This window comes from Enterocloster sp. 210928-DFI.2.20 (assembly GCF_020554465.1).
Taxonomy (GTDB): domain Bacteria; phylum Bacillota; class Clostridia; order Lachnospirales; family Lachnospiraceae; genus Enterocloster; species Enterocloster bolteae.
In genome coordinates, this window is sequence record NZ_JAJCHK010000009.1 from 121,220 (window position 1) to 146,102 (window position 24,883).

Here is a 24,883-nt window from a genome sequence, read left to right on the forward strand (position 1 = left end):
TCCCCTAATCCAGGGTCTTCACATATTCCTCATACTCTGCCGCGCTCATTAACTGCGCTGTGCCGGTTACATTCTCCACCTTCATGAACCATGCCTCATAAGGCGCCTCGTTGATGGATTCCGGGGCGTCTAACAGTACCTCGTTGATCTCGGCCACTGTGCCGCTTACCGGTGAATACACATCGGATACAGCCTTTACGGATTCCACATCTGCAAACGGCTCTCCCTCTGTCACCTCGTCCCCTGCTTCCGGCAGGTTTACGAATACCAGATCCCCAAGAGCGTCCTGTGCATAATCAGACACTCCCACTAAAACCGTGCCGTCCTCCAGGGTCTTTACCCACTCATGTGACTTTGCATACTTTAAATCTTCTGGAAAATTCATTCTTAATACCTCCTTGAACATGCTGTTCTTTATTATATTTTAAAAACTTGTTTATTATATCCCATAAATTACTGCCGTTTATAAAATGGCAGCTTCACTACCTCCGCGGCCACGCGGCGCCCGCGCACATCCACTTCCAGCGCTGTCCCCGGATCCTTAAACCCTATGTCAACCAGGGCCATGGCTGCCGGATATCCCAGGAACGGGCAATGTGTGCCGGAGGTGGTCATACCCACCTGCTGTTCTCCTATGTAAACAGGCTGGTGCTCCCTGATGATGCCGCGGCCGGTTACCTTTAATCCCACACGCTTCCTGGTCAAAGGTCCCTTGTCCTGGATAGCCTGTTTTCCGATGAAATCATCCTTATCCATCTTCACAAAGATTCCCAATCCGGCTTCCTTGGGAGAAATAGTATCGTCCATCTCATGTCCGTACAGAGGCATGCCTGCTTCCAGCCTCAGGGTATCCCTGGCGCCCAAACCACACGGAATCAGGCCCTCATCCTTTCCTGCCTCCATGAGCAGTTCCCACATCTTAGGCGCATCCTCCGGTGCCAGATAAATCTCCACTCCGTCCTCTCCGGTATAACCGGTTTTGGAAATGATGCATTTCATGCCGCCCACCATGCGGTCAAACAGGCAGGTATAGTATTTTTCAGGAATATCTTCCTCCTTCGCCACCTTTTTAAGCACATCCATTGCTTTTGGTCCCTGCAGGGCAAGCTGTGCCACCTGGGAGGAAATATCATCAAACACAACATCCCCTGACTGGTGGGCCTTCATCCACGCATAGTCCTTATCCTTGTTGGCAGCGTTCACCACGATAAAATAGCAGTCATCCCTGACCTTATACACAATCAGGTCATCCACCACGCCTCCCTGCTCATTGCACATGGGGCTGTATCTGGCCTGGCCCTCCGCCATGACCGTATAGTCATTGGTCAGGAGCATGTTCAGATTCTTAAGGGCGTCCGGTCCTTTGCAAATCACTTCCCCCATGTGTGACACGTCAAAAAGACCGCATTTGGTACGCACTGCCATGTGTTCCTCGATAACGCCTGTTTCGTACTGTACCGGCAGAAGATACCCTGCAAAAGGTACGATCTTGCCCTTATACGTTACGTGAGTGTCGTAGAGAGGTGTTTTTAACAAAACCTCCCCTGCTGTTTCTGTTCCCATAATCACTACCTCCTTCATGAAATTGTCTGGTCCTTAACAATCATAGACTATGAAAGCGCACGAACAAAAGATGTTCATGCGCTCTGTCCTTGGACCTGAAAGATTTGGCTTCTTCGGTGCTATGCTCTCCAGAGTATCGTCCGGTATCCGGTCCTTTTGCCTGAGAGTTTTCCGCTTCCCCTTCGGCGCTGTGTTCTGTATGCTGATAATACACGGATACGCTGTATCAAGCGTATTCTGTATCTTTCATACATTTTGGTCAGTCTCTCCCGAATCCATCTTCCGATGATATAAAATTGTCCGCAAACGCAAATCCCACCGGCTTGCCTTGTGCTAATCCCATACTAACACAGGCGCGATTTTCAGTCAATAGCTAAAAAGTGTTTAAATTTTAACACATCAATCGCATTTTTCGCCTTATTTTCCAAACTTATTTTCACGAATATTTTACGGTTTATTTAGAAAAAATACTGGTAATCTCCTATGAAGTAGTATATAATGAGCAAAGGTGATGAGGCGAAGGGGTTCCTTTGGCCTCATTCTTGTATGAGTACGGTTTTAGGTGAGCAAAATCTTAAGTGAAAGAAGGTGACAAGATGCATAAGTTTATGCGGACAGTAGGATTCAGTATGTACCAGAAAAAACAGGATATGGCGAAGCTTTTAAAGCGTCTGGTAAAAGAAGCGGAGATGACCGGCCGCCTGGCGGAACAGGAAGGCAGCAGGTTCTGTGAACTGCGCACGGAAGTGGCCCCCGGCATGGGAGTTGCCATGATAGGCGAGATGAGCCCCAAAGGAACATTCAGCCGCGAGTATTACTTTCCCTATGTCAAGAACCCGGATGTAAGTTCAGAGGCGGAATGTTCCATCCAGCGCCACACGGAGCGTGAAACTTATGCAGGCCTTCTTGATGAATACAGGGTGGGCATATCCCTAATCTTCTACATGGAAAATTCCATGGAGTACAGGATGCGCCGCAGCGCCCGCCAGCCTGTCCAGCCAAAGGGAGCCGCCCTTACAGGACTGGCAGTCCAGGGTAAGGTGCTGCTGCCTGTCAATAAGACGGAAAAACAGGCAGAGGACTCCCGTCAGGCCGCCAAAAAACGCAGCAGTCTCCTGGAAGCCGCAAAACACGGCGATGAGGACGCCATTGAGACGCTGACCATAGAGGACATCGACCTCTATTCCATGGTATCCAGACGGATTGCCCATGAAGATGTGTACTCCATCATAGAGACATGTTTCATGCCCTGCGGCATAGAGTGCGACCAGTACTCCGTCATAGGGGAAATCACGGAAATCAGCACCAGCGCCAACCGGATTACCAAGGAAGAAATATATAACCTGAAGCTGGACTGCAACGATATGGTATTCCATGTGGCCATCAACAAACAGGACCTGTTAGGCGAGCCACGGATAGGACGGCGCTTTAAGGGACAGGTGTGGATGCAGGGTACGGTACTGTTTTAAAGGGATGTTTCAACGGGATGTTTATTTGAAAATAGGACTTGATTTTTTTTACCACTTAGGTTATTATATAAGGCGGACCGCATGAGTATCATACGGCCCGCCTTATATTTGTGTTTCTGTAGCTCAGCAGGATAGAGCGTCCGCCTCCTAAGCGGAAGGCCAGCGGTTCGAATCCGCTCAGGAACACTGGATACAGAGCCGAAAGCCTGGTTTACTGGGTTTTCGGCTTTTTTGTTTTTGTCGAACGATTAGCATCTTTTTATCAGCCACATTCCCCGCGGTTCCTTATACTTAAATTATACAGGAAGCTATTTTGCAAGTCTTTTCGTGTACCGAACCATCATGTATATCACAAAAACTGCAATCACAATCTCTGTTACCGGCATAGAAAACCAAATAAAATCAGCCTTGGCCACCGTTGGCAGCAGCATAATCAGCGCCCCGCTAATCACCAGCCCGCGGCCAACGGAAACAACAAACGACGCAGCCGGCTTCATCAGGGATTGAAAATAATAAGTTGAAAATATATTAAGCGGGAGCAGCAGAAACGAAATACCATAACACCGCATGATGGAAGGAGCTATCTGCAGCACCTCTTCTGTCGGTTTCATAAAAATACGGACAAAACCATTTGGAACCAGCACCACCAATGTTGTCCAGAAGATCCCAAAAAAGGCTACCGTACCCAAAGCATACTTCAGTGTTTCTTTCATACGCCCCCAGTGTTCTGCCCCGTAATTAATGGAAAAAATAGGCTGGGAAGCCTGCCCCACACTGTATGCGCAGCACTGGACAAACATACTGATATTCACGATCAGGCCATAAACGGAAAGGGCGTCTGTTCCCAGATACCGGACAATTTGCCGGTTAAACAGCATTGTCATGATTCCCACTGCCAAGTCAACAAAAAATGTTGAAAATCCTGTTGTCAAGATGCCCTTTACTTTAATAAATAAATAGTGAATACTCACAAATTTAAGTGTGCAGTGTTTTGAGAAAAAGTGAGTCAGCATAATCAGCAGCGTAATACACGCGCCCGCCGCGGTTGCAAGGCCAGCCCCCAAAATCCCCATGTCCATGGCAAAGACAAAGAAATAGTCACCAAAAACATTAAAAATACCACCGCCAAGGACCGCCGCGGTTGCAAGGCCGGGTGCGTTGTCATTCCGAAGAAACGCCGCCAGCATCTGGTTGAAAACAAAGACAGGAATAACGATCTTAATCGGGAACAAATAGGCTTTTGTCAATGGCAGAAGTGTTTGTTCCGCGCCAAACAGCCGAAGCAAAGGCTCTCCAAAGAAAACAATACCAGTCCAAGCAATCGCGGCAAGGGCGGCTGTGCCCAGGAGCGCCGTGGAAAAAAACTCGTTATAGCCGCCATTTTCCCGCCGTCCTTTTTCTGAACTATAAAGGACAGATCCGCCGATTCCCATAAACAGCCCCAGACTGTAAATAATATTAAAGATTGGCATCACAACAGACATGGCCGCTGTTCCTGACGGCCCGTGATATTGGCCCACCATAGCCATATCCACAAGTCCATAAACAGAAGATATACACGCGCTGCCAAAAGCAGCGCCAAGATATTTCAGGTAGAGCGGCTTAATTTTTCCAGTTAACAAATTCATTTATGTTTCCTCCTTTAAGCATAAAAATAGCCGGATAAGAGACCGAACATAGACAGTTTTCTTATCCGGCTGTGCCATACGTGACCGCAGCCCTCCGAAAAAACCACTATATCCGACATCTTATCCGGCCTTATACTACGATTATAAGTCCTCCGATGAACATGAGGTATGATACCTTATATAAAAGAAAATGTCAATCGGGTTTTTAAATCTTAAAAAATCCAGACCTTGGGCATGGACGGAAGCGAAAAAAAGATAACCAATATGGTAGAGGCCGCTGCCGCTAAGGTTGTCGCCGCAAAAAGCGAGGGAGAATGACATCCTGTTACTGCTGAATCGTATAACGGCCTCCCCAACTGCCTTTCTTTTGCGGCTGATATAAGTATACCATATTGGCCTGATCCATTGCCGGAACAATTATAATTGCATCCATGAACTGACCTTGCTCCCGGCTTTTTTTGCTTTTTACCGTACCCCTTCGGCATATCAGACATATATTATCATAAAAGCATTAACCGAGGACCATTGTATATGAATAACAATAATCCCTACTCTGTACCATCACTTAAGATGACCCAGGTAGAAGACCCGATTGATCCAGGTTTCACATATCCTGATACCGATGTAGTAATTCCATCTCCTGACGATGAAATCGACCCTGATTTTTCCGTTATGCCACCCTACTACCCGGACTACCCTGTACGTCCGGACTATCCTGTACGCCCTAATTATCCTGTACGGCCCAATTATCCCATCCCCTGCGTGTTCTGCAACAATAACCAGTGGATTCGCGGCGGAATACGCCTGTTAAACGCCGCCACCGGATATAACCCATTTACCGTGTATATAGATAACCAGGCTGTTTTCTCCGGACTGGATTTTTCTGAAGTGACCCAGTACCGCCAGCTGTCCCAGGGCTATCATACATTCTCCATTATGGGCTCCAACGGTTACGTATATCTCCGCAAATCCATGTATGTGGGTGACGGAATGGCCACCATCGCCATTGTCAACTCCTCCACGGGCCTGGACCTGGTATCCATCCGTGATACGGCATGCCCCACGGACTGGACCTCTTCCTGCTTCCGGGTCTGCAATTTAGCCTATTACAGCGGACCAGTCAATGCCTCCCTGGGCAATATCTATTTTAACTCAGTAAACTTTGCCGATGCAGCCAGCTTCAGCCGGCTCAGCTCCGGTAACTATACCCTGCGTGTGGCCCGCTCCGCCCGCCCGGAAAACACCCTGGTTACCACGCCGGTAACATTAAATCCATCCCGGATTTATACCCTGTATGTGTTAAACTGGAATCCCTCCGCGGATACCATCCAGACACTTCTGGTAGAAGACCGGAGAAGTTAGTCAGTGATCATGAGGGAGCAGCATAAATTAATGCGGCTCCCTCCTTATTTTCCTCTTATTTACCACCTTAATTTCGGATGAAATCCTGTGTTTACGGCTCTGTTTGTGATAAAATAGTACAGGACACAGAGCCATACAGAAAGGAAAACCTGCCAATGATACGCTATGGAACCATAGGAACCAACTTTATCGTGGACCGTTTCCAGGAAGCCGCAATGGAAAATCCCAGCCTTCATTACAGTGCTGTCTATTCCAGAAATCAGGAAACAGCCGGAAACTTCGCAGCAAAATACGGGGTTGAAACAACATACACGGATCTGAATGCCTTTGCCTGCGCTGATGACCTGGACGCTGTCTATATTGCCAGCCCAAACAGCTTCCACTATGAACAGGCCGCACTTTTATTATCCCATGGAAAGCATGTTCTGTGCGAAAAGCCTATTACCTCCAATGCCAGGGAACTGGAACACCTGATTCAGCTGGCCGGCCAAAACAACGTGATTTTATTGGAAGCCATCCGCAGCATCTTTACGCCCGGCTACCAGGCCCTGGCAAAACATCTTCCCAAACTGGGAACCATCCGCAGGGCCAGCTTCCATTTCTGCCAGTATTCTTCGCGCTATGACAAGTTCAAATCCGGAATTGTGGAAAACGCATTTAACCCCATCTTTTCCAACGGTGCGCTTATGGATATAGGCGTTTACTGCGTACATCCTCTTGTGCGCCTGTTTGGAATGCCGGAAAAAATCAAAACAGACGCCGTCCTCCTGGAAAACGGCATTGACGGATCCGGGACAATCCTTGGCGTGTACAAGGATATGCAGGCTGAACTGGTGTATTCCAAAATCAGCAGCAGCCGTATTCCCAGCCAGATTCAGGGTGAAAACGGCACCATTACCATCGAAGGAATCGACCACCCCCACCAGCTTATTTTTTATGACAGAACAGGCGGCAGACAGGTCCTGTACCAGGGTCCTGCCAAGGCGGACATGTCCGGTGAGATAGCGGAATGGCTCCGCCTTATATCAGCGGGACCCGGCAGCAATATACATAACCGGTATTCCCTGATGGCCCTTCAGGTCATGGACGAGGCCAGAAAGCAGATGGGAATTGTGTTTCCGGCGGATGAAACCTTTGCCTGATATTACATTTTATCCAGCAGATAATACATGGTTTTGCAGGCGGATGATACACAGTTTGCAGGCGGATGATACACAGTTTGCAGGCAGATGATACACAGTTTTCTCTTGTGCGAAACCCCAATTCGTCGTATACTATAAAATAATGCGAAAATTCAGGAGGATACAGTATGGACAAGATTAAGATGACCACCCCGATTGTTGAGATGGACGGCGATGAGATGACTCGAATTCTCTGGCAGATGATCAAAGATGACCTGCTGCTGCCATACATAGATTTAAAGACAGAGTACTATGACCTTGGACTGGAATACAGGGATGAGACCAACGACCAGGTAACCGTTGATTCCGCCAATGCCACCAAAAAGTACGGCGTGGCTGTTAAATGTGCCACCATCACCCCCAACGCCGCCCGCGTGGAGGAATACCACCTGAAGGAAATGTGGAAGAGCCCCAACGGAACCATCCGCGCCATCCTGGACGGAACCGTGTTCCGCGCCCCTATTGTAGTAAAGGGAATCGAACCATGTGTTAAGAACTGGAAGAAACCCATCACCATTGCCAGACATGCCTACGGCGATGTCTACAAGGGTTCTGAGATGAAGATACCGGGTCCGGGAAAGGTGGAGCTGGTTTACACGGCCGGGGATGGTTCCGAGAGCCGGGAACTGGTTCACGACTTCACCTGTCCGGGCATCGTACAGGGCATGCACAATATCAATCAATCCATTGAAAGCTTTGCCAGAAGCTGCTTCAACTATGCCCTGGATACAAAACAGGACCTCTGGTTCGCCACCAAGGATACCATTTCCAAAAAATACGACCATACCTTCAAGGATATCTTCCAGGAAATTTTCGACAGCGAGTATGCTGAAAAATTTGAAGCTGCCGGCATCACCTATTTCTACACCCTGATTGACGACGCCGTAGCCCGTGTCATGAAATCCGAGGGCGGTTACATCTGGGCCTGCAAGAACTACGACGGCGACGTCATGAGCGACATGATATCCTCTGCTTTCGGCTCCCTGGCCATGATGACCTCTGTCCTGGTATCCCCGGACGGCAACTATGAATACGAGGCAGCCCACGGAACCGTACAGCGCCACTACTACAAGCACTTAAAGGGTGAGGAGACCTCCACCAACTCCGTGGCAACCATCTTTGCCTGGACCGGCGCACTGCGCAAGCGCGGCGAGCTGGACGGCAACAACGAGCTGATGGAATTTGCTGACAGGCTGGAAAAGGCCACCATTGACACCATTGAGAACGGCGAGATGACAAAAGACCTGGCTCTGATTACCACCATTCCAAATCCAGTTGTACTTAACAGCGGGGACTTTATTAAGGCTGTTGCTAAGAGGCTGTAAAACAAACTATATTGTCTAAAGGGCATCCGGTCCACGGAATGATTCCGCTGGTTCGGATGCCCTTATTTCAATCCATACTGCCCTGAAAGCAAGGACCATCATGAACCCCCCACCGCCTTCTGGCTCTGCTCTCCATCTTCTCCGAATCAGACAGGAGGCCCTCCGGCCTCCCCGCCAAATTAATCCATAAACTGATCCCCATAACCATAGTGCTCCACCACATAGTCGATATCCTTATCGCCTCTGCCGCTTAAGCACACCAAAATGGATCCCTGCCGCATCTCCTTTGCCCTGCGCATGGCATATGCCACCGCGTGGGAGCTTTCCACTGCCGGTATGATTCCCTCATATCTGGAAAGTTTGAAAAATGCCTCCATGGCCTCCTCGTCGCTTACCGTATCGTATTTAACCCGGCCCAGATCGTGAAGGAATGCATGCTCCGGCCCCACAGACGGATAATCCAGTCCGCTGGCAATGGAGTATACAGGAGCAGGCTCTCCCTTTTCATCCTTCAGCATAATGCTCTCAAATCCATGCATAATTCCCTTTTCACCGAATTTCATGGAAGCTGCATGATCTCCCAGCGTCTCGCCTCTTCCCAACGGCTCCACCCCTGTGATATCCACCGGGTCATCCAGGAAAGGTATGAACATACCGATGGAATTGCTGCCTCCGCCCACGCAGGCGCAGACCTCGTCCGGCATCATGCCTGTCATTTCAAGGAACTGTTCCCTTGCCTCATATCCCACAACAGACTGGAAATCCCTGACCATAAGCGGGAAGGGATGGGGGCCCAGGGCAGATCCGATACAGTAGATGGAATCCTTGTAATTTCTGGCATAGGACTCAAAGGCTGAATCAACTGCCTCCTTCAGTGTCTTAAGGCCATGGGTAACCGGCACCACCTTTGCCCCCAGAATCTTCATCCTGGTGACATTGGGCGCCTGTTTTGCTATGTCCACCTCGCCCATATGAATCTCGCACTCCAGACCGAAAAACGCGGCTGCCGTGGCCAGGGCCACCCCGTGCTGCCCTGCTCCGGTTTCTGCGATGAGGCGTTTCTTACCCATGAATTTTGCAAGAAGTCCTTCCCCCATACAGTGGTTCAGCTTGTGGGCTCCTGTGTGGTTTAAATCCTCCCGTTTCAGATATATCTGGCAATTTCCTATTTTCCCGGACAGGCGTTCGCAGTGGTAAACAGGAGTGGGCCTTCCCTGGAATTCCTTGCGAATCCGTCTCAGCTCATTGATAAACTGGGAAGAATGGCAGATGGTCTGGTATGCATCCGCGATCTCCTCAAAAGCCGGTATCAGCTCCTCTGTAAGATAAGCGCCTCCGTAAGCGCCGAAACGGCCGTCCTTATCCGGATAATTTTTCAAATATGTCCTGTAATCCATGTCCTTCTCCTTAGCGGTGTATTTTCTATCCATTATAGCCTTATTCCCGCGGCGTTTCAATCTGTATTGCTGTTTTCACCTGCTGATTTTTTCCCTGCACGCAGCCCCGGCCGTACCCATGGATTTAATCTGAACCACCTGTGCTAAACGGATCGGAATACGAAATGAACCGGAATACGAAATGAACCGGAATTCTATACGGACCGGAACGCTTCCTCCAAATCCTCCAAAATGTCGTCAATGTGTTCTGTCCCGATGGACAGCCGGATGGTACCGGGACGGATTCCCTGTTCCAAAAGCTCCTTCTCATGCATCTGGGAATGGGTGGTGGAGGCCGGGTGGATCACCAGTGACTTTACATCCGCCACATTGGCAAGAAGGGAGAACAGTTCCAGGTTGTCGATGAATTTCCTGGCATTCTCAGCCCCGCCCCTTATTTCAAACGTAAAAATAGAGCCGCCTCCCCTGGGGAAATACGTTTTGTAAAGCTGCTGCTGGACCGGATCCCGGCTCACACTGGGATGATGGACCGCCTCCACCTGGGGATGCGCATTCAGATATTCCACCACCTTAAGCGCGTTTTCCACATGGCGTTCCACCCGCAGGGAAAGTGTCTCCAGCCCCTGTAAAAACAAAAAGCCGTGGAAGGGTGAGAGGGTCGCCCCTGTATCCCTTAGAAGAATGGCCCGTATCCGGGTGACAAAGGCAGCCGCTCCCACATCCTGGGCAAAACGGATTCCGTGGTAGCTGGCATTTGGCTCTGAAAGTCCCGGGAATTTTTTAGAAGCAGCCCAGTCAAACCTTCCGCCGTCCACAATCACGCCGCCCACCGCAGTTCCATGACCGCCGATGAACTTTGTGGCTGAATGTACCACGATGTCAGCACCGTACTCAATGGGACGGACAAGATACGGCGTTGCAAAGGTATTATCTATTACCAAAGGAATCTGATGCCGGTGTGCAATAGAAGCAATTTTTTCTATATCAGCGATATCGGAATTAGGGTTTCCCAGTGTCTCTATAAAGACAGCCTTTGTATTATCCCTGATAGCTGCCTCTACCGCCTCTAAATCAGCCGGATCCACAAATGTAGTCTCCACCCCGTATTCCGGAAAGGTGTGGGCCAGGTAATTGTAGGTGCCGCCGTATATATGGCCGGAAGACACAATATGATCCCCTGCCCGTGTCAGGTTCTGGAAGGTATAGGACAGGGCCGCTGCCCCGGAAGCCGTGGCCAGGGCTGCCACGCCGCCTTCCAGCTGCGCCATTCTCTGTTCAAATACATCCAGGGTAGGATTGGTAAGACGGCTGTATATATTTCCCGGGTCGCTGAGATTGAATCGTGCCGCCGCGTGGTCGCAGTTATCAAATACATACGATGATGTCTGGTAAATCGGTACCGACCTTGCCCCTGTTGAAGGGTCGGGCTGCTCCTGACCTCCGTGAAGCTGGGTTGTCTCAAATTTAAAATGTCTGTCTGATCTCTTACGCTTCTCTCCCATAATATTGTCCTCCGTCTCCTAATTCCTACTATTTCTATAGGTTTAATTGATAATATCATGGTATTTTTTTCCTGTCAAGAATTTATTTACGTACATTCTTAAACCTTATTTTTGAGTCCCCGCGCATTCTCAAACCATACTTCCCTTATCCATCTCAGGCATTCCCGGCGCGCTTTTATCAGAGGGCGCGCATCCAAACATTTTTTTGTAAGCCCTGAAAAAACTGGAGTAGTCTCCAAATCCCGCTCTGGACGCTGCCTCTGCTGCCGGCACCCCCATTGACAGCTCTTTTCTCACAATGGCCATGCGCTTATATAGGATGTACCGGGCCACCGTGGTTCCCGTGGCCCTCTTAAATACAGCTGTGAGATGATTTTTGCTCATATAGAAGGTCTGTGCCAGCCCTTCCAGGCTCAGCGGAGCGGACAGATTCTGGTTGATATAGCGGATGATTTCCTGGACCTGTCCTTCCTTTCCCCTGGAAGTTCCTGAAGCCTCCCTATATATTGCAAAAATCTTGGTCAAAAGAGACAGAACCCGTGTGCGGATTGCAATATCCTGTAAATCTTTTCCATAATTCCCACACTCCTCCAGGGAGTGAAAATACCACTCCAGCTGAAACTGTTCCTCATAGCAGCACCATCCGGTTCCAAAAGGCTCCAGCAAAAGAGCCTGTTCCTCTTCCTGCAGAAGTTCGGCGGCAAAGTGCAGACGTATCCGGTTATATTCATCCGAATCCAGCACCCTTAACCCGTGAAAACAGCCCGGCGGTATGATAATCAGGCTTCCGGGCCTGGGTGTGTAGGTCCTGCCCTCCAGCAGATACTCTGCGTTGCCTGAAATCATGTAATAAACCTCATATACATCATGGCAGTGCATTTTATACTCCATATCCCCTTCATCGCTGCGCGTATGGGCATATACCACCCTCTGCGTCTTAAAACTTTCTTCCTGGTACATGGATCTCCTCCTTAAAAATACCGGCTGTCCCCAGCCGTCCCTGCCCTGCGCGGCCGCAAGCCGCAGGTGCGTTTAACCCTATTCTAACACAGCTTGTGCTAATTGCAATATTTCTTTGTCTTCTGACAATGGTTTTTGCAATATACCTGTATTATAATGTGTCCTGTAAGCAAGAAAAACACAGCAAATAAATTGTTGCAAAAACCGAAAGGGCCCTCCCCCTTTCACACATTTTATCCCCCTTTATACACAGTAAAAGACCAGGCATCCCCAGTGCCTGGTCTTTGTGTAACTGCTGCTATTCGGAAATTCTATGATTTTTTCTGTGATTCGCTTTATGGCCAGATTGCCCTTGCCGCCTTGGCCTCCACTACCCGCTTCACGGCAATCAGGTAAGCGCCGGTGCGCAGTGTGGCATTCTGTCTCTTTGCAATATCCCATACTGCTTCAAACGCAGGATCCATGATATCCTTCAGCTTCTCGTTGACTTCTTCCTCGGTCCAGCTCACGGATTGTATATTCTGAACCCATTCAAAATAAGAAACAACTACGCCGCCTGCATTGGCCAGGATATCAGGCACAACAGTAATGCCTCTTTCCTGGAGTATCCCGTCAGCGTCTGCGGCCACCGGGCCGTTTGCAGCCTCCACGATGATTTCCGCACGGATTTTATGTGCATTGGAAGCGTTAATCTGATTTTCAAGGGCTGCCGGCACCAGTACCCTGGCATCCATCTCCAGCAGTTCCTCATTGGTAATGCGGCTCATTCCCTCTTCATTGTAATCCTTTAACAGATTCTTTCTGTTAAGGGAGAGGTAATCCAGGATAGCCGGTACGTTAAGTCCTTGCGGATTACAGATTCCGCCGGATACATCGCTGACCGCTATGATCTTCATTCCTTCCCTATGAAGCAGCTTGGCTGTGATGCTGCCCACATTTCCCATTCCCTGAATGGCTACCGTGGTTCCCTGAACCGGAATTCCCATTTTATTCAGTATATTTTTTGTGGTATACATGACGCCCCGTCCCGTGGCTTCATTTCTTCCAAGGGCGCCTCCCAGGCAGATTGGCTTGCCTGTAACCACGCCGTGGATGCAGTGGCCCTTCAGCATGCTGTAGGTATCCATCATCCAGCCCATAACAGCCGCATTGGTGCCTACATCAGGAGCCGGGATATCCTGTTCCGGCCCAATAAGGGGAGCAATGGCTGCCGTGTATCTTCTGGTGATTGCCCGGATTTCATTTTCAGACAGCTCATTGGGGTCGCAGACAACACCGCCCTTGCCGCCGCCGTAAGGAATATTCACCACTGCGCACTTGAATGTCATCCAGGCTGCCAGGGCCCTGACCTCGTCAGGATTTACCGCAGGATGGAAACGCACTCCGCCCTTGGCCGGTCCGCGGGATGTGGAGTGCTGCACCCTGTATCCCTCAAATACCTTCGTTGTCCCATCGTCCATCCGCACCGGAATCGCAACCTTAAGTTCCCTCTCCGGGTACTTAATGGCCTCTATGTCACTGTCCGTATAGCCCAGTATATCGGCTGCTTCCTTTACTACCTTTAACACATTATCATAAGGATTATATAGTTTCTCCATACCTGTTCTCCTTTTCTGCCCGGCTGCTGCCTGTTTATAGTATCCCAATACTTAGTTCCCCTGATTCACCACTGACTCGATTCCCGCTATCTTAACGCACAGAATAAATATGTCCATGGCTGATTTTAACTCCTCCGGCGTGGGATAGGTGGGAGCAATGCGGATATTTCTGTCCTGCGGATCCCTCTTGTAGGGATAGGTTGCGCCTGCGCCTGTGAGCGTGACACCTGCCTCCTTAGCCAGCTGCACGGTACGCTTTGCACATCCTGCAAGCGTGTCCAGGGAGATGAAATAGCCTCCCTTCGGACGGCTCCACACTGCCAGTCCGCTGCCTTCCAGTTCCTCCTCCAGACGGTTTAACACCATGTCAAATTTGGGCCTCAGCACCTCTGCCAGATCCGCCATATGGGCGCGGATGTTTTCCGGCGTTTTGAAATACTGCACATGCCTTAGCTGGTTCAGCTTGTCATGTCCAATGGTCTGTGAGGACATATGGCCCTTAAACTCCTTCATGTTGTCCGGTCCTGAAGCAATAAGGGAAATACCTGCCCCCGGAAATGTTATCTTGGAGGTTGAGAAGAAATAGTAAGCCCTGTTTGGATGACCGCCGGCCTCACATGCATCCAGGATATTTTTGAGGGGCACTTCCTGGTAAATATGGTGCACACCGTAGGCATTGTCCCAGAATATCCTGAAATCCGGGGCAGCCGTTTCCATAGACGCCAGGCGGTCCACCACCCGGTCGCTGTAGCATACTCCCTGAGGATTGGAATGAAGGGGAACGCACCAGATTCCCTTGATGGAAGCATCCTCCCTTACCATGGCTTCCACCATCTCCATGTCAGGTCCGTCCTCCAGAAGCGGGACCGGAATCATCTGGATTCCCAGCTCCTCGCAAATCTGGAAATGCCTGTCGTACCCCGGGACCGGACAAAGGAATTTCACAGGACTGCCCTCATATGCATAGAAGCTCCATGGCTTTTCTCCCTGTGTTCCGAAAAGACAGTGGAACGCCATGGTGTCAAACATCAGATTCAGGCTGGAATTACCCCCTATTATAATCTGGTCCGGCTTCAGGCCCAAAAGCTGGCCCAACAGACGCCTGCATTCAGGAATCCCTTCTAAAACGCCGTAATTCCTTGCATCTGTACCGTCCTCCAGCGTACAGCCCTCTGGAAACTCCAACAGGCCCATGTTCATATCCAACTGGGCTGCTGCGGGTTTTCCCCTGGCCATATTCAGTTTTAAATTCAATTTCTTGGCTTCCTGGAACTGTATGGTAAGCTCTTTTAACATATCATTCAGTTCCTGTTTGGAATATTCCGTTACATGTCTCATTCATGGCCTCCGCATCAAACATTAGTCAGATATATTTGTTCTTGCCTTTATTATAAAAATATCCTAGAATAAAAACAAATATTTATATTTGAATAAAACATATAATCAAAAACTTATAGGAGGTGCAGCTATGTTCAGCGGGATGAATTACGTATACGAAGTCTATAAGGAACAGAGCTTTTCCAAGGCTGCTGAGAACCTTTACATATCCCAGCCGGCCCTCAGTTCCATGATTAAGAAGATTGAGACAAAGATAGGCATGCCCCTCTTTGACCGGAGCACCAGCCCCATCCAGCTGACGGAATGCGGCAAGAAATACATCAAGACCGCCGAGAAAATCATGGACCTGGAAAATGAGTTCGCCTACTATGTGGGCAATCTCCAGGAACTGAAAACAGGCCGTCTGTCCGTGGGCGGGACCTATCTCTTCTCATCCTTCATTTTTCCACCCATCATTGATAAGTTCCGCAGGGCCTACCCTCACGTGAAGCTGAACCTGTTTGAGGGACACACCCCGCTGCTGGAGCAAAAGCTCTTTGCCGGGGAACTGGACATTATCATAGACAACTATCTGCTGGACGCGGGCATCTACGAAAAGGAGCGCTTCATGGAGGAACGCCTGCTGCTGGCTGTTCCCTCCTCCTTTGACAGCAACCGGAGAGCGGTAAAATACCAGCTTAAGGCTTCCGACATAAAGCGCTGCCTTCACCAGAACGATACCTTTCCGGCCGTATCCCTAAAGAAGTTCAAGGATGAGCCCTTTGTCATGCTGCGGTCCCACAATGATACCAGGGAACGTGTGGACGCCATACTTGGCCGGGCAGGAATCCAGTTAAACTATACCTTAAAGCTGAACCAGCTCTTAACCACCTATCACCTGACAGAGTACGGCATGGGCGCCTCATTTGTCAGCGACACCGTGGTCAAATGCCTTCCGGAAAACCCGGATATCATATATTATAAGATTGACGACCCCGAGGCAGTAAGAGATGTTTACCTGTATTATAAAAAAAATAAATACCTGACCCGGAGCATGATTGAATTTATCAAAATGGCAATTCCGGGCATTGAGAAAAACTCGGAGAAGTATGTATAATCATATGCTTATAAGTGTTATAAGTGTCATTTTTTCAGCAAATAAAAATACAGAAGGGGGTAAGAAAAATGGTTGGATGGCCAGAAATCCTTAAAAAGGAAAACCTGACAAGGGAAGAAAAAAAATGTATCTGCAACCGGCTCATGACCACGGAGAGCCACATGGAACAGCTGATACTGAAGCATTTCACAGAGGAGGATTTCCGCAGGGTCTGGATGCGCAAAATCGGCGGGGGCGTAATTGGAGGCAAGGCCTGCGGCCTGCTGGTTGCCAGGAAGCTGATTGAACTCAACATGCCGGAGTACGCAGGGCATGTGGAACCCCATAACTCCTTTTTCATCGGCACGGATGTTTTCTACCGGTATCTGGTATATAACCGCTGTGCGGAGTTAAAGGCCAGACACCGTCTGGAAAAGGAACATTTTAAGGAGACCGAGGAACTGACCAAACGGCTGCGGGGCGGTTCCCTGCCCAAAGATATACGTGAAGAGCTGAGCGATATGCTGGACCACTACGGGACCACCCCAATCATTGTCCGTTCCAGCAGCATCATGGAGGACGGATACGGCAATGCATTCTCCGGCAAATACGAATCCATCTTCTGTATGAACCAGGGCACCAAGGAGGAACGGATGGAGGAACTGGAGGAAGCCATCCGCCGCGTATACGCCAGCACCATGAACGAACAGGCCATTGAATACCGCAGGAAACGCCACCTGCTGGATGTGGATGAACAGATGGCCCTGCTGATTCAGCAGGTGGCCGGGCAGCAGTACGGCGACCTCTATATGCCGGTGGCTGCCGGTATGGGCTGTTCCTATAACCCTTATAAATGGATGGAGCACCTGAACCCGGAAGCAGGAATGCTGCGCATGGTCATGGGGCTGGGGACCAGGGCTGTGGAGAGGACGCCCGGCGATTACCCCCGTCTTATCGGTCTTGACAGGGCGCAGGCCAACTTAAGGACCACCCTGGCTGAACGCCACAAATTTTCCCAGCGCAAGGTGGATGTCCTGGATTTTGGAACCAAGTCGCTCTGTACCAAGTCCCTGGAAAAAATACTGGACCTTTTTCCCAAATGGCAGAAGAAAATGGTGCTGAGCAGGGATACGGATGCCGAGGACATGCTGGCCGAGCGCCATATATACAGAACCATCTATTTTGGGGACTGCCAGGGCCTGGTGGACAATCTGGAGTTCATACGGATGATGCGCACCCTCATGAAGATGCTGGAGAAAGAATATGAACGCCCGGTGGATGTGGAGTTTGCCGTCACCAGTCCGGAGGAAGGCATATGGAGGCTGAACCTGCTGCAATGCCGTCCCCTTCAGACCGCCAAATCCGAGCAGGTACATATACCGGACGGCGTGGACCACGAATTTCTCTTTGACGTGCGCAGAACGTCCATGCGCCGGTCCAAGGAGGAACCCATCGACTACATTGTGTGGGTGGATCCCCAGAAATACTATGAATACGAATATGCCAAGAAGCCGGACGTGGCCCGTTTAATCAGCCGCATCAACCAGCATTTTGAGGATACGGATAAGAAGCTGATGCTGCTGGTGCCCGGCCGCATCGGAACCTCGTCCCCTGAATTAGGCGTACCCGTGGTCTATGCGGAAATCAGCCAGTTCAGCGCCATCTGCGAGGTGGCTTACGGAAAGGCAGGCTACCACCCGGATCTTTCCTACGGCAGCCACATGTTCCAGGACATGGTGGAGGCAGATGTGTATTACGGCGCCATCAATGACAACAGCAAGACCAGGCTGTACCGCCCTGAACTCCTCACCAGATATCCTGAGGTGCTGAAGGATATTCTGCCCGGCGAATCCCAGGAACTGGCTGACATTGTAAAGATCCATGATGTAAGCCGGTCCGGTGCCACACTGACCCTGGATGCCCAGGAGGGCCGTGCGGTGTGCCGGATACGCGGGGAACAGCAGACTGCCGAGCGGTAAGGGGAATACAGCGCCCCATACAGCAGGCGGGAAACATGAGACATGATACCTGTATCATGTCAGACTGCAGATACATCGGTGCTCAGGACGCAAGTCCGGGCACCGAACTACTTTAACATAGCCTAATTTTTAAAAATTTTATGTTGAAAGGCAGGGACAATCAAACATTCATTTACTGCCAGTATTAGAAATTCTTGCTTCTGCGCTTGTTCTCAATCAATTCTAAATCAGGATTCACTCTATCTTTCTGCTGCCGATACAACCGGAAAAACATACTGCACGTTCAACTTTAGAAATACGGATTCAGCAAAAAATCCCATTTAAAAACACTCCGACGATTTCTGGATATACTGACAGTTTTTAAATAACCTAAAAAAACGCATCAGGCTCATACTAATCATGAAGCCTGTACAAGGCCAATCAACAGAAAGGAGTGAATCATATGAATTTATGCAATTGCGACGCCAAAGTTCCTGCATCACAATGCGGGTGCAGCAAAGAGCTTCCCGCTCCCGGACCAGGAGTACAGCTGGCCATTGCCACTGTTCCCATGCAGCCCTGGGAAACACCTTATGAGCCATCCAAAGCCCTGAAACAGGGAACTATTTTTCCCTGCCTGGATCTGCCGTTTTTTATAGTAGGAGGTGAAAAAAATGCCTGACCGCTGCCAGCTGCTTCAGCAGATTAATGAGATAAGTTTTGTTGTCAATGACCTGAACCTGTTTCTGGATACCCACCCAACAGACGGCCAGGCATTAGACGCGTTCAGCCAGGCCATGGCCCAGAGAAAACAGCTTCTGGATTCCTTTGCCAAGGAATATGAACCCCTTACCCTGAACTGTGTCTGCCCTGAAACCAATAACAAGTCCGAATCCCATACCAAGTATCCCGGCCAGAAGCATTTTACCTGGTCAGACGGACCTCTGCCATGGGACTGCCCGGAACATTAAAATAAGGAGGTGTCTGACCATGTGGACTTATGAAAAACGGTTACAATTTCCCGTAAAAATTACCCAGACCTGTCCCAAGACAGCGTCCCTGATTATCAGCCAGTTCGGCGGTCCTGACGGCGAATTAGCTGCTTCCATGCGTTATCTTTCCCAGCGTTACACTATGCCATGCAAGGAAGTGGGCGGACTGCTGACAGATATTGGCACAGAAGAGCTTGCCCATCTGGAAATGATCTGCGCCATTATCTATCAGCTGACCAAGAATCTGACCCCGGAACAGGCCAAGACAGCAGGCTTTGACGCCTATTATATCGACCACACCACGGCTCTTTGGCCTACGGCTGCTGCAGGTGTTCCCTTTAATGCCTGCGAATTCCAGTCCAAAGGCGATGCCATCACAGACCTTCATGAGGACCTGGCGGCAGAACAGAAGGCCAGGACCACGTATGACAACCTGATCCGCATCATTGAAAACCCGGAGGTAAGAGAACCCCTTAAATTCCTCCGGGCCAGGGAAGTCGTGCATTTCCAGCGTTTCGGGGAGGCGCTGGAAAAGATAAAGTCCAAGCTGGATGAAAAGAATTTTTACTACTTCAATCCTGAGTTTGATAAGCAGTTTGTACAGAACCAGAAATAAAAGATAAAACACGACGCTGCCTCGCATGCTGAACTGTATGCGGAGCAGCGGACTACATACACCAACTTTGGAGGTTTTACGTGATTAACTCAACTGACACTCAAAGGGATTCCTGGAAAACAAATTGGGGATTTATCCTGTCCTGCATCGGTTCCGCCGTTGGAATGGGCAATATATGGATGTTTCCCGCCAGAGTCTCCAAATACGGCGGCGGAACCTTTCTGCTTCCCTATTTCCTCTTTGTCATTATGATAGGCCTTTCCGGCGTTATCGGGGAAATGGCATTCGGCCGCGCCGCCCGCTCCGGACCTATAGGCGCCTTTGGCCAGGCCATGGCCAGCAGGGGAAAAGGACGGCGTCTGGGAGAAGCCATCGGATATATCCCGGTTCTGGGCTCCCTGGCCCTGGCTATCGGATACTCTGTCATTGTGGGCTGGATCCTCCGCTACAGCGCGGGTTCCCTGACCGGCACTACACTGGCTCCCGGCGATGTGGACGGCTTTACCCTTGCTTTTAGTTCCATGGCCGGAGCCTTCGGAAATAATTTCTGGCAGACTGTTGGACTGGTTATCACCTTTATCATCATGGTACTGGGCATATCCGGCGGTATTGAAAAAATCAACAAAATAATCATGCCCCTATTCTTCCTCTTATTCCTGGGACTGGCTGTCTACATGGCGTTCCAGCCCTCTGCCGCGGATGGATACCGCTATATCTTCCGGATTGACCTTAAAGGCCTGGCAGATCCCATGACATGGGTATTCGCCCTGGGACAGGCGTTCTTCTCACTGTCACTGGCAGGAAACGGCACCTTAATCTACGGCTCCTATCTGGATGACCGGGAAGATGTGACCAATGCAGCATGGAAGGTAGCCCTTTTTGACACCCTGGCAGCCCTGCTTGCTGCTCTTGTCATCATCCCGGCCATGGCAACTGCGGGTTCCGGGCTGGATGAAGGCGGACCCGGACTGATTTTCATTTACCTTCCCAACCTTTTTAAATCCATGCCCGGAAGCCGTGTCCTGGTTATCGTGTTCTTCACAGCCGTACTGTTTGCCGGGATCTCCTCCCTGATTAATCTGTTCGAGGCCCCCATTGCCGCTTTACAGCAGCAGTTTAAGCTCAGCCGCAGGACATCTGTCTCCGTAATAACGGCTGCCGCCCTGGCCATCGGACTGTGCATCCAGGGCATTGTATCCGGGTGGATGGATTTTGTATCCATCTATATCTGCCCTCTTGGAGCAGGTTTGGCCGGTATCATGTTTTTCTGGGTATTTGGATCGGACTATGCGAAAAAAGAAGTGGAAAAAGGCCGTCTGCGTCCCATAGGACCCTGGTTTTCTTTCATGACATCCTATCTGTTCTGCGGTTTAACGGCTGCGGTCTTTGTTTTGGGAATTGTATTTGGAGGAATCGGGTAGTATAATTATACCAATGATACATGTGATTCCCTGTCATTCGCAAACTGACAGGGAGTCTTCTTTTATTTACGAAAGACGAGGTAGCTTATGAAATCTTCATCAACTCAAGAAAATCCACTGGGTATTCTGCCCGTGAACCAGCTTTTGGCCCGATTTGCCATACCCAGCATCATAGCCATGCTGGTCAGCGCCCTGTATAACATTGTAGACCAGTTTTACATAGGAAGAAGCGTGGGTATGCTGGGAAATGCTGCCACCAACGTGGCCTTTCCCCTTACCATCACCTGTACTGCCATCTCCCTGATGTGCGGCATCGGCGGGGCTGCCAATTTTAATCTGTCCCTTGGCAGCGGCGAAAAAGAGGAAGCCACACGTTATGCAGGCAACGCTGTATTTATGCTGGCTGCCATTGGAATCCTCCTATGTCTCACGGTCAGGCTTTTCCTGAAACCGCTTATGATTGTATTTGGGGCCACTCCGGATGTTCTGGACTATTCACTGACCTATACCGGCATCACGTCCCTTGGATTTCCATTCCTTATCCTGACCACAGGCGGCTCCAACCTGATCCGCGCAGACGGCAGTCCCCGTTTTTCCATGATGTGTACTCTCACAGGCGCCGTCCTCAATACCATACTGGACCCGTTGTTTATCTTCGGCTTCCACATGGGGATGGCGGGGGCCGCACTGGCTACCATCATCGGGCAGATCATATCCGGCATCATGGTCATTGTATACCTGACCCGGTTTAAGACCGTGCGCCTGTCCCTGGGCTCTCTTGTGCCTGTTCCATCCCATATGAAGGCCATTGCAGCCCTGGGTATGGCCCCCTTCTTTAACCAGATGGCCATGATGGTGGTGCAGATTGTAATGAACAACATCCTTCGCTATTACGGTGCTCAATCCCATTATGGAAGTGAGATTCCCCTGGCCTGCGCAGGCATCATAACCAAGGTGAACATGATATTCTTCTCCCTGGTCATCGGTCTGTCCCAGGGATTACAGCCTATTGTCAGCTTTAACTACGGCGCCAGAAAATTCAGGCGGGTCCGAGAGGCTTATCTGAAAGCTGTGCTCATCGCAACCATGATTTCCACCCTGTCCTTCCTGTGCTTCCAGCTGATACCCAGGCAAATCATCGGCATCTTTGGCTCAGGCAGCGAGGAATACTTTCACTTTGCGGAACAATACTTCCGCATATTCCTGTTCTTCACATTTTTAAACGGGCTCCAGCCTATCACGGCTAATTACTTTACGTCCATCGGAAAGGCGGCAAAGGGTATCTTCATCTCCCTTACCAGGCAGATTATCTTCCTTCTGCCCCTGATTGTGGTCCTTCCCATGTTCCTCGGTATTGAGGGCGTGATGTACTCTGCACCGGTTGCTGATTTAATGGCTGCCCTCCTGGCCCTGGTATTTGTTACCAGGGAGCTCCGCAGAATGCGGGGTATGGAAGAAGAGATGAACTGCGGGGCGGAGACGGCGGACTAATCGCAGCCTGACGGATTGGCGGCCTGGCGGATTGGCGGATTGGCGGCCTGGCGAATTGGCAGCCTGACAGATTGGCGGCCTGACGCATTAAGGGCGGCTCAGATGTCCCTTGCAGCCCGGATAAAGAAATCCTCCTGGCCGAAATTGCCGGACTTAAGAATCAGCTCCATCCCTTCCTGTTCCGCAGGATACATAACCGGAACCCCCGGAGCAATGGACCGTCCGATATGAAAGGTGTGCATTTCCAGCTTCTGCATAACGGCGCCTGACGTCTCCCCTCCTGCTGCTATGATTCTTTTTCTTCCAGATTCCAAGGCATAGGCGGCTGTACCGGCCAATAGTTCCTCGTTATAATGTTCCAGTGGCGGATATGACTCCCTCCACTCTGCTTTTATACGATTTACCTCATCAGGCGGCGCTGAAGTGTACACCAGCGCTGCCTGATCTTTATTTTCTTCCAGGAATGCCCTGATGTGTTCCATTGTCTGGATTCCCTGCACAAACCGGAGGGGATGGATACGCAAAGAAGCACCTCCCTTTGACTCATAATACCTGATTTGTGTCCTGGTAGCCTCAGAACAGCTTCCAGCCAGTATGACAGGGGCCGCACAACGGGACGGTGTGAGAACATTCCTCTCCTCATCCGGTTCCCATGTACGGGCAATCATCCTGAGCAGACCGGATCCGCCTGACAAAAGCGGAAGATTCCCGTATTGTTTAGCAATCATTCTCCCGTGCTTCTCTTCATAATAATCCGGGATCAGGTAATAATGCCCTGGTTTCTCGTAAGGCCTGAACCCCCGTTCCAGTTCACCTGCACCCAGGTTAAAGCAGGGGTAGCGGCTCTGCCTCTCCATCAGGTACTTTAGCCTGGAATCCCTCATTGGGTTCAGAGGGTGATCCTTCATCGGACTATCTTCCAGCAGTACTCCATTGACATACAGCTTACCATCCTTCACGCTTCTTCCATTTTCCAGCAGAGCAGGGCATAAAAGCGTGTACGGTATGTCCCACCGTTCTAGGGCTGCATCCAGAACCGGGCCTATGTTTCCATTTTCCGTGGAATCAAAGGTGGAACAATATTTAAAATACAGCATACGTGCCCCATGGGCCTTCAGCCAGGAAAAGGCAGCCATGCTCCGGTCCACCGCCTCGCCGGGAGGACAGGTTCTGGTTTTCAGTGCTATGACCACTGCCTGGGCTTCCAAGATATCCTCATCCTCCCTCTCAGGTATCCCGTTGCTGAGTATCACATTTGCGCCTCCTGCCTGAAGAAAGGAGGCGGCATCGCTGGCCCCTGTGAAATCATCTGCCACACATCCTAATATCATACTTTAACCTCTCTTATAAACCCTTTAACGCCTTGGCGGCTGCCTCCACACCTGAATCCATGCTGCTCAGGATTGGTTTTGTGATATCTGCCAGACATGGAATCAATACGCTCATGCTGGCCTGTGCCAGGACCAGAACATCATACTGTTTCCCCGTATCCCGAATCAGCGCTTCCAGTATCTGATTATGCTTTTCCTGATTCTTCTCCACTGTCAGCGCTTCAAACGCATCGGAAGCCAAATAGGAATCCACCACAACCTTCTTTTTCTCTGCTTCTGCAATATGGCTTATGAGCCTCGCACTTGGCTCCAGCGTGGTTTTCACCGTGCCGTATACAGCTATTTTTTCACCCTTTTCCACTGCACTGCGGGCCATTGGTTCATCAATTTTAAGGTAAGGAATCTTTAAAAGGGGTCTTATGACATCCACTCCCTCCCCCACCGAGGAACAGGCGTTAAGAATCAGCTCTGCTCCCCAGTCCTGTGCCTCAAGAGCATATGTTAAAAGCCGCCTGGTAACCTCCTTTGTCAGCATTCCTTCCTTTTTCACATCATTTAAAAGACTATCATCCACAATGTTCATCACCTCGGCGTCCGGTACCAGCGCCTTAAGCCTGCTGTTGATGCCATCGCAGGTAACAACTGTGGTATGGATTACCGCAACCTTTCTTTCCAT

Annotated in this window: 21 protein-coding genes, 1 tRNA gene and 1 riboswitch; of the genes, 12 read left to right on the forward strand and 10 right to left on the reverse strand. The window is 50.1% G+C overall.

What is annotated here, in order from left to right:
- Positions 1-4: 4 nt before the first annotated feature.
- Together gcvH and gcvT are read right to left on the reverse strand one after the other, a co-directional pair.
- On the reverse strand, positions 5-385 hold the full coding sequence (gene gcvH / locus LI015_RS10690; RefSeq protein ID WP_002569109.1) for a glycine cleavage system protein GcvH: 381 nt from the start codon (positions 383-385) through the stop codon (positions 5-7).
- A 68-nt stretch (positions 386-453) separates the two neighbouring features.
- The gene (gcvT, locus tag LI015_RS10695; RefSeq protein WP_002569110.1) at positions 454-1,563 is read right to left on the reverse strand and encodes a glycine cleavage system aminomethyltransferase GcvT; all 1,110 of its coding nucleotides are present in this window, start codon (positions 1,561-1,563) and stop codon (positions 454-456) included.
- A gap of 138 nt (positions 1,564-1,701) precedes the next feature.
- Positions 1,702-1,845, reverse strand: a riboswitch (glycine riboswitch).
- A 314-nt stretch (positions 1,846-2,159) separates the two neighbouring features.
- Here gcvT and LI015_RS10700 point away from each other — a divergent pair.
- On the forward strand, positions 2,160-3,032 hold the full coding sequence (locus tag LI015_RS10700; RefSeq protein ID WP_002569111.1) for a DUF3881 family protein: 873 nt from the start codon (positions 2,160-2,162) through the stop codon (positions 3,030-3,032).
- A 112-nt stretch (positions 3,033-3,144) separates the two neighbouring features.
- Positions 3,145-3,218, forward strand: a tRNA-Arg gene (locus LI015_RS10705).
- Positions 3,219-3,340: 122 nt separating this feature from the next.
- On the opposite strand, the gene LI015_RS10710 is transcribed toward LI015_RS10705, so the two are convergent.
- Positions 3,341-4,660 carry an MATE family efflux transporter gene (locus tag LI015_RS10710; RefSeq protein ID WP_227124946.1) on the reverse strand — a complete coding sequence of 440 codons (1,320 nt, stop codon included), beginning with the start codon at positions 4,658-4,660 and terminating at the stop codon, positions 3,341-3,343.
- A 531-nt stretch (positions 4,661-5,191) separates the two neighbouring features.
- On the opposite strand from LI015_RS10710, the gene LI015_RS10715 reads away from it, so the two are divergent.
- The 3 genes from LI015_RS10715 to LI015_RS10725 all read left to right on the forward strand — a co-directional run bounded on the left by LI015_RS10715 (position 5,192) and on the right by LI015_RS10725 (position 8,528).
- The gene (locus tag LI015_RS10715; protein ID WP_117627355.1) at positions 5,192-6,022 is read left to right on the forward strand and encodes a DUF4397 domain-containing protein; all 831 of its coding nucleotides are present in this window, start codon (positions 5,192-5,194) and stop codon (positions 6,020-6,022) included.
- Between the two features lie 155 nt (positions 6,023-6,177).
- On the forward strand, positions 6,178-7,164 hold the full coding sequence (locus LI015_RS10720; RefSeq protein ID WP_227124948.1) for a Gfo/Idh/MocA family protein: 987 nt from the start codon (positions 6,178-6,180) through the stop codon (positions 7,162-7,164).
- 167 nt (positions 7,165-7,331) lie between these two features.
- Complete coding sequence (locus LI015_RS10725; RefSeq protein ID WP_002573042.1) at positions 7,332-8,528, forward strand: NADP-dependent isocitrate dehydrogenase; 1,197 nt, start codon at positions 7,332-7,334, stop codon at positions 8,526-8,528.
- Positions 8,529-8,707: 179 nt separating this feature from the next.
- On the opposite strand, the gene trpB is transcribed toward LI015_RS10725, so the two are convergent.
- The 5 genes from trpB to LI015_RS10750 form a co-directional block, all read right to left on the reverse strand.
- Entirely contained in the window at positions 8,708-9,925 is a 1,218-nt protein-coding gene (gene trpB, locus LI015_RS10730; protein ID WP_002569254.1) for a tryptophan synthase subunit beta, read from the reverse strand.
- 194 nt (positions 9,926-10,119) lie between these two features.
- Positions 10,120-11,427, reverse strand: a complete 1,308-nt coding sequence (locus LI015_RS10735) for an O-acetylhomoserine aminocarboxypropyltransferase/cysteine synthase family protein (protein ID WP_195633954.1) — start codon at positions 11,425-11,427, stop codon at positions 10,120-10,122.
- A 129-nt stretch (positions 11,428-11,556) separates the two neighbouring features.
- The gene (locus LI015_RS10740) at positions 11,557-12,387 is read right to left on the reverse strand and encodes an AraC family transcriptional regulator (protein ID WP_002569256.1); all 831 of its coding nucleotides are present in this window, start codon (positions 12,385-12,387) and stop codon (positions 11,557-11,559) included.
- A gap of 335 nt (positions 12,388-12,722) precedes the next feature.
- Complete coding sequence (locus LI015_RS10745) at positions 12,723-13,985, reverse strand: Glu/Leu/Phe/Val family dehydrogenase (protein WP_119205740.1); 1,263 nt, start codon at positions 13,983-13,985, stop codon at positions 12,723-12,725.
- Between the two features lie 51 nt (positions 13,986-14,036).
- Positions 14,037-15,323, reverse strand: coding sequence for an aminotransferase class I/II-fold pyridoxal phosphate-dependent enzyme (locus tag LI015_RS10750; RefSeq protein WP_002569258.1), 1,287 nt, complete (start codon positions 15,321-15,323; stop codon positions 14,037-14,039).
- Positions 15,324-15,453: 130 nt separating this feature from the next.
- Here LI015_RS10750 and LI015_RS10755 point away from each other — a divergent pair, with 130 nt between their 5' ends.
- From LI015_RS10755 to LI015_RS10785, 7 genes are all read left to right on the forward strand, one after another.
- Positions 15,454-16,419, forward strand: coding sequence for a LysR family transcriptional regulator (locus LI015_RS10755; RefSeq protein WP_002569259.1), 966 nt, complete (start codon positions 15,454-15,456; stop codon positions 16,417-16,419).
- A gap of 68 nt (positions 16,420-16,487) precedes the next feature.
- Complete coding sequence (locus LI015_RS10760; protein WP_227124950.1) at positions 16,488-18,377, forward strand: PEP/pyruvate-binding domain-containing protein; 1,890 nt, start codon at positions 16,488-16,490, stop codon at positions 18,375-18,377.
- A gap of 442 nt (positions 18,378-18,819) precedes the next feature.
- Positions 18,820-19,038 (forward strand): spore coat associated protein CotJA, encoded by a 219-nt coding sequence (locus LI015_RS10765; protein WP_002569261.1) that lies wholly within the window; start codon positions 18,820-18,822, stop codon positions 19,036-19,038.
- Complete coding sequence (locus LI015_RS10770) at positions 19,031-19,327, forward strand: spore coat protein CotJB (protein WP_054354900.1); 297 nt, start codon at positions 19,031-19,033, stop codon at positions 19,325-19,327. Before LI015_RS10765 ends, LI015_RS10770 begins: the two co-directional genes overlap by 8 nt.
- Positions 19,328-19,346: 19 nt before the next feature.
- Positions 19,347-19,964: a manganese catalase family protein gene (locus tag LI015_RS10775; RefSeq protein WP_002569263.1), complete on the forward strand. Its 618-nt coding sequence runs from the start codon at positions 19,347-19,349 to the stop codon at positions 19,962-19,964.
- 80 nt (positions 19,965-20,044) lie between these two features.
- On the forward strand, positions 20,045-21,385 hold the full coding sequence (locus LI015_RS10780) for a sodium-dependent transporter (RefSeq protein ID WP_227124952.1): 1,341 nt from the start codon (positions 20,045-20,047) through the stop codon (positions 21,383-21,385).
- Positions 21,386-21,472: 87 nt separating this feature from the next.
- Positions 21,473-22,876 carry an MATE family efflux transporter gene (locus LI015_RS10785; RefSeq protein ID WP_002569265.1) on the forward strand — a complete coding sequence of 468 codons (1,404 nt, stop codon included), beginning with the start codon at positions 21,473-21,475 and terminating at the stop codon, positions 22,874-22,876.
- A 98-nt stretch (positions 22,877-22,974) separates the two neighbouring features.
- Here LI015_RS10785 and otnK read toward each other — a convergent pair whose 3' ends face one another.
- Positions 22,975-24,207 (reverse strand): 3-oxo-tetronate kinase, encoded by a 1,233-nt coding sequence (otnK, locus tag LI015_RS10790; protein ID WP_119205735.1) that lies wholly within the window; start codon positions 24,205-24,207, stop codon positions 22,975-22,977.
- Positions 24,208-24,220: 13 nt separating this feature from the next.
- Positions 24,221-24,883, reverse strand: a complete 663-nt coding sequence (locus LI015_RS10795) for an aspartate/glutamate racemase family protein (RefSeq protein ID WP_002569267.1) — start codon at positions 24,881-24,883, stop codon at positions 24,221-24,223.

Bases quoted from the DNA above. Each gene is read 5' to 3' on its own strand.
- LI015_RS10795 (WP_002569267.1), bottom strand. From the start codon at position 24,883: ATGGAAAGAAAGGTTGCGGTAATCCATACCACAGTTGTTACCTGCGAT.
- LI015_RS10760 (WP_227124950.1), top strand. From the start codon at position 16,488: ATGGTTGGATGGCCAGAAATCCTTAAAAAGGAAAACCTGACAAGGGAA.
- otnK (WP_119205735.1), bottom strand. From the start codon at position 24,207: ATGATATTAGGATGTGTGGCAGATGATTTCACAGGGGCCAGCGATGCC.
- LI015_RS10720 (WP_227124948.1), top strand. From the start codon at position 6,178: ATGATACGCTATGGAACCATAGGAACCAACTTTATCGTGGACCGTTTC.
- LI015_RS10765 (WP_002569261.1), top strand. From the start codon at position 18,820: ATGAATTTATGCAATTGCGACGCCAAAGTTCCTGCATCACAATGCGGG.
- LI015_RS10750 (WP_002569258.1), bottom strand. From the start codon at position 15,323: ATGAGACATGTAACGGAATATTCCAAACAGGAACTGAATGATATGTTA.
- LI015_RS10770 (WP_054354900.1), top strand. From the start codon at position 19,031: ATGCCTGACCGCTGCCAGCTGCTTCAGCAGATTAATGAGATAAGTTTT.
- LI015_RS10755 (WP_002569259.1), top strand. From the start codon at position 15,454: ATGTTCAGCGGGATGAATTACGTATACGAAGTCTATAAGGAACAGAGC.
- gcvH (WP_002569109.1), bottom strand. From the start codon at position 385: ATGAATTTTCCAGAAGATTTAAAGTATGCAAAGTCACATGAGTGGGTA.
- LI015_RS10710 (WP_227124946.1), bottom strand. From the start codon at position 4,660: ATGAATTTGTTAACTGGAAAAATTAAGCCGCTCTACCTGAAATATCTT.
- LI015_RS10715 (WP_117627355.1), top strand. From the start codon at position 5,192: ATGAATAACAATAATCCCTACTCTGTACCATCACTTAAGATGACCCAG.
- LI015_RS10745 (WP_119205740.1), bottom strand. From the start codon at position 13,985: ATGGAGAAACTATATAATCCTTATGATAATGTGTTAAAGGTAGTAAAG.
- LI015_RS10700 (WP_002569111.1), top strand. From the start codon at position 2,160: ATGCATAAGTTTATGCGGACAGTAGGATTCAGTATGTACCAGAAAAAA.
- LI015_RS10775 (WP_002569263.1), top strand. From the start codon at position 19,347: ATGTGGACTTATGAAAAACGGTTACAATTTCCCGTAAAAATTACCCAG.
- gcvT (WP_002569110.1), bottom strand. From the start codon at position 1,563: ATGGGAACAGAAACAGCAGGGGAGGTTTTGTTAAAAACACCTCTCTAC.
- LI015_RS10740 (WP_002569256.1), bottom strand. From the start codon at position 12,387: ATGTACCAGGAAGAAAGTTTTAAGACGCAGAGGGTGGTATATGCCCAT.
- LI015_RS10725 (WP_002573042.1), top strand. From the start codon at position 7,332: ATGGACAAGATTAAGATGACCACCCCGATTGTTGAGATGGACGGCGAT.
- trpB (WP_002569254.1), bottom strand. From the start codon at position 9,925: ATGGATTACAGGACATATTTGAAAAATTATCCGGATAAGGACGGCCGT.
- LI015_RS10785 (WP_002569265.1), top strand. From the start codon at position 21,473: ATGAAATCTTCATCAACTCAAGAAAATCCACTGGGTATTCTGCCCGTG.
- LI015_RS10735 (WP_195633954.1), bottom strand. From the start codon at position 11,427: ATGGGAGAGAAGCGTAAGAGATCAGACAGACATTTTAAATTTGAGACA.